This window comes from Streptomyces sp., assembly GCF_036566765.1.
Taxonomy (GTDB): Bacteria; Actinomycetota; Actinomycetes; order Streptomycetales; family Streptomycetaceae; genus Streptomyces.
In genome coordinates, this window is the sequence record NZ_DATCVQ010000457.1 from 1 (window position 1) to 6274 (window position 6274).

The window sequence follows — 6274 nt, forward strand, 5'->3', positions numbered from 1 at the left end:
CTCGGTGATCGGGCAAGTGCAGTCCGGACCGTGCCCGATGACCCCGTGGATCGCCCAGTACTCGGCCCAGGTGCGGGGGAAGGGGTGGAGGCGTGCGCGCATCCGCACGTCCCCGTCCGGGTCCTCCCTCAGCGCGGTGACCAGGTCCGGTCCCAAGTCGGGCCGGGCGGCGACCATCTCGCGGACCTTCGCCGCGGGATGGCGGGCGAGCCGAGCGACGGAGTCGGCCGGGGTGTGGCGGTTCCAGGTCAAGCAGAGCACCGTGTCGTCCGCGAAGCACTGCTCGACGAGCGCGGGGGACAGAGCGCAATACCCGAGCACGAACCCCTTGCTGTGCGAGCCGATGGACGGCAACTTGGCCTCCACCGCTTCCGCGTCCAGCTCCCAGCTGCTTTTCTGCGCTGCTTCCCGTACCGCGGGGTCGGGATCGTCGAGCAGGGCTTCGCGCTGTGCAGGGGTGAGCGACTGCCACCTCCAGGCGGTGGCGTGGAAGCGGATCCGGGGATGCTCGTGCTCGGCCATGGAGCGATAGCCACCTCGTCACTCTCGGAACGGGCCACGTGCGACCACGTCGTCAGCGCTCACCGGCTCTTGCAGTACGGGTGATCGGTACGCTCACGGACATGGGGCTGGACATCAATGTGCTGATCGCCGACTGGTCATGGCTGGGAGAGGTTCCGCCCGGGGAGAGGGTGTCGCGGTTGAGGCATGCCTGGTACGCCGACGAGACCGGGCTGTGGGATCACGACGCACCGGCGATCGAAGGTGGCTGGGTATGGCCGCAAGGGCCTCACAGCACCTCCTTCGCCGGCTACGAGTTCCGGGGCACCCTCGGTTCGTTCAAGGCGCACTTCTGGGCCGGGGAGCGGTGGGAGTCCGTACGTGACCACGCCGACCCGTCGGTGCGTGCCGGGTTGGACACCTTGCTGCTCGGGCTGATCTGGGGAGGGCTGGACGGTGAGGCGGAGCACATCGATCCGGGTTTCTTCTGCGACGACCCGGCAGTCACCCACGGCGTACTGCTCGCGCGGTCGCCTCGCAGCGTGCGGGGACTGGCCGAGATGTGGGAGCGGGTACGGCTCCGGCTTGGCGGGCTGCGTGGGGCCTACGACGAGCACGCCGCCGTTCCCCAGGGGTGGGTCAGTGACTTCGACGAGTTCACCGGCCTGCTGGACGACTGGGGCCACGTACTGTCCGAAGCCGCTTGGCGGGGCTGGGGAATTGTGGGGCTTCGCGAGTAGGGCGCGATCCGCAAGTCCGCACCCCAGTCAGGCACAGAGCCTGGAGACCTTGTGCGGCCATCCGGATCAGGGCAGGTCTGGGCGAGAGGGCGGGCGGGAAGACGGGAGGGATGTGGCGCAACCTCTTCATCGCCCTGCACACCGCGACCGCGGTCGCCGCGCTGCTGGCCGGCGCCGCGACGCTGCGGCGAGTGGCTCTGTTCGACGTCTATCTGTGGTCGCTGGTCGGTATGGAGGTGTTCCTCGTACCTGCGCTGGTCGTGGACTGGGGTGATCTCGACGCCGTCGTGAGGGTGCTGTTCGTTGCGCTTGCGGTGCTCGGGGCGGTGATGGTGGGGCTGGCGGTTCAGGCCCGGTCGCTGCGGCCGGTCGGAGGGAGGCGCCATCGGCAAGGTACGTCGACCGGGTGATGTTCACGCTGGTGGCACTGTTCGACGCATTCGCGGTGATCACCGTGCTCGACGCAGGCGCGCCCGGCTGGCTCGTCGCCGTGACCGCCGTGGTGATCGCCGCGGCCGGGCACGTGGTGCTCCGAAGGGTGCGGGCGAGACTGGTGAACCCCGGCTCTGGGTGACCGTCAGCTCTACCCCGGCGTGGCGTTTCGACGGTGCCGGATGTGCGGCGCCCGGGGAGCGGACCGCCGCCGGACCGACCGCGTAGGCTGGCGGGGCAGCTGGTTCGCCCCGTCCTCCCCCATGGCCTGAACGGCATGGGGGGACCCCCATGGCAGGATACGTCGTAAGAGGGAACCCGGTGGAAATCCGGGACTGCCCCGCAGCGGTAAGCGGGAACGACCGCCGTCATACGCACTGGGCCCGACCAAGGGCCTGGGAAGCGACGGCCAGTAGGAGTCCTCCACGAGGAGGGCGAGCCCGCGAGTCCGAAGACCTGCCCGCTGCCCGCGCGCCGGCACCCCGTGCGCGCGGAGTAGCCCTGCCGCGACTCGCGAAGGAGAGTTGACGTGGCCGATCGCACCGTCACCAGCCCTGCCCGCACGTCCAAGACCCCGGACGACTCCCGGGTGGTCCTCGCCCACATCATGAGCGAGCACGACACCAACCTCTACGGCACCATCCACGGCGGCGTGATGATGAAGCTCATCGACGACGCCGCCGCAGCCGCCGCGGGGCGCCACGCCGACGGCCCCGCCGTGACCGTGTCCGTCGACCGCATGACCTTCCTTGCCCCGGTGCGCGCCGGCGACCTGCTCAGCGTCGAGGCCGGCCTCGAACGCGCAGGCCGGACCTCCATGACCGTCGGGGTGCGAGTGACGGCGGAACGCTGGAACTCCTCCGGCCCCGCCACGGAGGTGGCCACCGCGTTCCTCAGCTTCGTCGCGATCGACGCCGAGGGCCGCCCCCGCCCCGTACCGGTTCTCCAGGTGATGAACCCGGGCCTGTCCTGAGCCGGCGCCGTCACCCGGTTCGGCTGACGTCCACCGCGTACGGCACGAAGGTGATCGCGTTCTCGTCGACGGCGAGGGTCCGTCCGAGGGGCGGAGTCGCCCGCTGGGGGCAGTCGAGTCGCTCGCAGACGCGGCAGCCCATGCCGATCGGGGTGGCGGCGGCCTTGTTGGCCAGGTCGAGCCCGTCGGAGTAGACGAGTCGTGAGGCATGGCGCAGCTCACAACCGAGGCCGATGGCAAAGGTCTTGCCGGGTTCGCCCCAGCCGCCACGGTGTCGGGTGACGGTACGGGCCGTCCAGAGGTACCGCTGCCCGTCGGGCATCACAGCCACCTGGACGTGGATCCGTCCGGGGGCGGCGAACGCCTCGTAGACGTTCCACAGCGGGCAGGTGCCGCCGGCCCGCGAGAAGTGGAAGCCGGTGGCCGACTGCCGTTTGGACATGTTGCCGGCCCGGTCCACCCGGACGAAGGAGAACGGGACGCCGCGCAGCCGCGGGCGCTGGAGGGTGCTCAGGCGGTGGCAGAGCGTCTCGTAGCCGACCCCGAACCGGTCGGTGAGGCGCTCGATGTCGTAGCGGGTCTCCTCGGCTGCCGCGTGGAAGACGCGGTACGGGAGGACCAGGGCGGCGGCGAAGTGGTGGGCGACGCCGATGCGGACCCAGCCCCGACCTGGCCAGCCGGTTGATCCGCCCGGGTAACGCGGGGATGCGGGTTGACCAGTCAGGCAGCGGTCGGAAGCGGTCCGCCGCCCGGCGAAGCCTCGCTCACTGCGGACGTGAGCGCGTTCGCGTCGCTCTGACGGTCGTCGCCCCGGCGCACACAACCGGAGCCAGGCAACCTCGGCGTCCGGAAGGCCGCATGTGCCGAAATGATTCGTGCGTCGAGTCGACCAATCACCCATCTCCTGATCGAAATTCGCTCAAACGACAAGGATGCATTGACTCGATCACCGACCGCACCTAGCTTCTGGCGGCACCAGACCTCCAGGAAGGGGTTGCGTCATGGCCATTGGGGCATTTCCGGGGCGGCGTGCGATGGGCGGTGGGCTCATCGCCGTCGCCCTTGCTCTTGCTCTTGTCGGCACCGTCGCTCTCACCGGCTCGCCCGCCTCGGCCGCCGGGAGCACCACGTACGTGGACTGCTCGCGCGCGGCGGCCGGCGATGGGAGCCAGGCCTCTCCGTTCAACAGCATCGCCCAGGCCAACGGAAAGACGTACGCCCCCGGTGACACCCTCGCCTTCGCGTCCGGCACCACGTGCACCGGCTCCCTTGCCCCCAAGGGCAGCGGCACCGCATCCGCACCCATCTCGCTGACCAGCTACGGCACCGGCGCCCTGCCCGTGATCGACGGAAACGGCACCCGGGACGCCGTCTCCCTCACCAACCAGGACCACTGGCGGATCAGCAACCTCAAGCTGACCAACCCCGCCTCCTCCCTGTCCCGTCGCACAGGTCTGCGGATCTCCGCCACCGACGGAACGGCACACCGCGGATTCGACGTCGGCAATCTCGTCATCGACCGCGTCGCCGGTCAGACGAACAAGAACAGCCCGACCACCGAGGACTTCGTCCAGTCCGCCGGCATCGTCACGGGAGCGAGCGGCACGAACTCGACCCTCAACGACGTCCATGTCCACCACAACCAGATCAGCAACACGGGCGGGGGCGGCCTCAAGATCCGTGTCGGCGCCATGGCGGTCAAGGGTTCCGGGGTGCTGATCGAGCACAACGTCATCAAGGACGTCGGCGGTGACGGCATCATCGCCAGCTACGCCGACGCGCCCCTGATCCAGTACAACAACGCCTCCGGCGTCGGCAACGGCGTATATCCCTTCTCCGGAGGCAACTTCGCCGGCATCTGGGTGCTGGGCGACCACAACCCGACCATCCAGAAGAACGCCGTGTACGGGATCACACGGATGTCCGTGGCCGACAGCCAGGCATTCGACTGCGACTGGGGCAACACCGGCACCTGCACGATCCAGTACAACTTCAGCCGCGACAACGTCGGCGGCTTCTTCCTCGACTGCGACGGGTGCGGCACCATCGGCGGCGCCAAGCAAGTCATTCGCTACAACATCTCCGAGAACGACTGCCGCATGAGCAGCGTCACCGCCGGCCGATCCGCGCTGCGCATGTACAACAACGTCCTCTACTGCACCGACAAGAAGTTCAACATCACGCTCCCCGAGGAGAGCGTCGTCGAGAACAACATCTGGGTGGGCACCAGCGACTCCCGGCTGCCCACGGGCCCGGGGATCTCCTGGCTGTGGAACGTCTTCCAGGGCGTGCCGAGGCCAACCGCCAACGGCATCGTGGGCGACCCGCATTTCATGAACCCCGGCACCGGCGGCGACACGATCTACTCCGTCGACGGCTACAGACTCCGCGCCACCTCCCCCGCCCTGAACAACGGCTCCGTGATCGCTTCCAACGGAGGCCGCGACTACTGGGCGAACCCGGTATCCGCGACCACCAAGCCGCACCGCGGCGCGTACAACGGACCGGGGTTGTGACCGGCCGGGGGTGAGTGCCCCGTACCAAGCAACCGAGGACGCGATGCCCACAGCAGCGGGCCGGTGTTCGGAGCAATGGAGCAGTGGAGCAATGCCTTGCCAGGTCGACGATCCGGTTCTCGTGGCCTGCGGCCCACCGGTACTCGGCGCGCTAGGTTCTGTCGTCAAATGTCACGCCCACATCAGGAGTGAGGCGAGGGCGACGGCTGTTTCGTAGGACTCGGCCGTTTTGTCGTAGCGGGTGGCGATGCTGCGCCACTGTTTCAGGCGGTTGAAGCAGCGTTCCACGACGTTGCGATGCTTGTAGACCTCACGGTCGAGGGCCGGCGGGCGGCCTCCGCGGCTGCCCCGCCGGGCCCGATTGCGAGCCTGGTCGGCCCGCTCGGGGATCGTGTGCGGGATGCCGCGGCGCCGCAGCCAGGTGCGGATCGCCTTCGAGCTGTAGCCCTTGTCGCCCAGGACGTGATGAGGCCGGACGCGGGGCCTCCCCGGACCGAGACGGGGCACCCAGATCGCTTCCATCACGGCGGTGAACCGGGTGACGGCGGGGCAGTCGTTGGTGTTGCCGCCCGTGACGACGAAGGCGAGCGGCCGGCCCCGTCCATCGCAGGCCAGGTGAATCTTGCTGGTCAGCCCACCCCTGGACCGGCTGAGTGCCTTATCACCAACCCATGATCCACCACAAGATCATTTGCGATCGCTGGCTAGTGGCCCAAGTTGTGCTGCCAGGCCAGGGTCGAGACAAGTTCGGCGCTGAAAGACTCGCAGAGGGCGATTGCCTCTCGACCGGATGCAGTGCCCAGAAGACCTGCGGCCGGCGGCAGTGCCAGAACGATGTCATGACAAGCGGCCTCGGCGGCGAAGTTACGGGCCCTGTGGTAGCCCAAGTCGGCACCACTCCCCTGGCCTAGCGCGGTCGCGAGGTACCGCTCGTGGGCCCGGCGAGCCGGATGGTCCCACAGGGAATCTTGCGTGCTGCTGTCGAGCCATCCTGACACCTCGCGGGGTCGGCGGATGATTCGCTCGGTATCCTCCGCGCTCAGCTCGTCCAGCACGTTCCACATGTCCAACTCTGCGATGGCCTCCACCTGGACCTCCGCGATGATGCTGTC

The 6274-nt window shown here is 68.8% G+C and carries 4 protein-coding genes, 5 pseudogenes and 1 riboswitch; of the genes and pseudogenes, 5 read left to right on the plus strand and 4 right to left on the minus strand.

Annotation, left to right across the window (positions count from 1 at the left end):
* Positions 1 to 522 (minus strand): annotated as a pseudogene (locus tag VIU94_RS27170) (hypothetical protein); the annotation flags it as partial.
* 101 nt (positions 523 to 623) lie between these two features.
* Between VIU94_RS27170 and VIU94_RS27175 the strand changes: the two are divergent.
* From VIU94_RS27175 to VIU94_RS27190, 4 genes and pseudogenes are all read left to right on the plus strand, one after another.
* Positions 624 to 1241 (plus strand): hypothetical protein, encoded by a 618-nt coding sequence (locus VIU94_RS27175; protein WP_331915058.1) that lies wholly within the window; start codon positions 624 to 626, stop codon positions 1239 to 1241.
* A gap of 110 nt (positions 1242 to 1351) precedes the next feature.
* Entirely contained in the window at positions 1352 to 1651 is a 300-nt protein-coding gene (locus tag VIU94_RS27180; protein WP_331915060.1) for a hypothetical protein, read from the plus strand.
* Positions 1652 to 1662: 11 nt separating this feature from the next.
* Positions 1663 to 1815 carry a hypothetical protein gene (locus VIU94_RS27185; RefSeq protein WP_331915062.1) on the plus strand — a complete coding sequence of 51 codons (153 nt, stop codon included), beginning with the start codon at positions 1663 to 1665 and terminating at the stop codon, positions 1813 to 1815.
* Positions 1816 to 1965: 150 nt separating this feature from the next.
* Positions 1966 to 2132, plus strand: a riboswitch (cobalamin riboswitch).
* Between the two features lie 148 nt (positions 2133 to 2280).
* A pseudogene (locus VIU94_RS27190) lies at positions 2281 to 2613 on the plus strand (acyl-CoA thioesterase); the annotation flags it as partial.
* 43 nt (positions 2614 to 2656) lie between these two features.
* Here the strand turns inward: VIU94_RS27190 and VIU94_RS27195 are convergent.
* Positions 2657 to 3355 (minus strand): annotated as a pseudogene (locus VIU94_RS27195) (short-chain fatty acyl-CoA regulator family protein); the annotation flags it as partial.
* A 292-nt stretch (positions 3356 to 3647) separates the two neighbouring features.
* Between VIU94_RS27195 and VIU94_RS27200 the strand changes: the two are divergent.
* Positions 3648 to 5162 carry a right-handed parallel beta-helix repeat-containing protein gene (locus tag VIU94_RS27200; protein ID WP_331915064.1) on the plus strand — a complete coding sequence of 505 codons (1515 nt, stop codon included), beginning with the start codon at positions 3648 to 3650 and terminating at the stop codon, positions 5160 to 5162.
* A gap of 171 nt (positions 5163 to 5333) precedes the next feature.
* Here VIU94_RS27200 and VIU94_RS27205 read toward each other — a convergent pair.
* Together VIU94_RS27205 and VIU94_RS27210 are read right to left on the minus strand one after the other, a co-directional pair.
* Positions 5334 to 5822 (minus strand): annotated as a pseudogene (locus VIU94_RS27205) (IS5 family transposase); the annotation flags it as partial.
* A gap of 44 nt (positions 5823 to 5866) precedes the next feature.
* A pseudogene (locus VIU94_RS27210) lies at positions 5867 to 6274 on the minus strand (hypothetical protein); the annotation flags it as partial.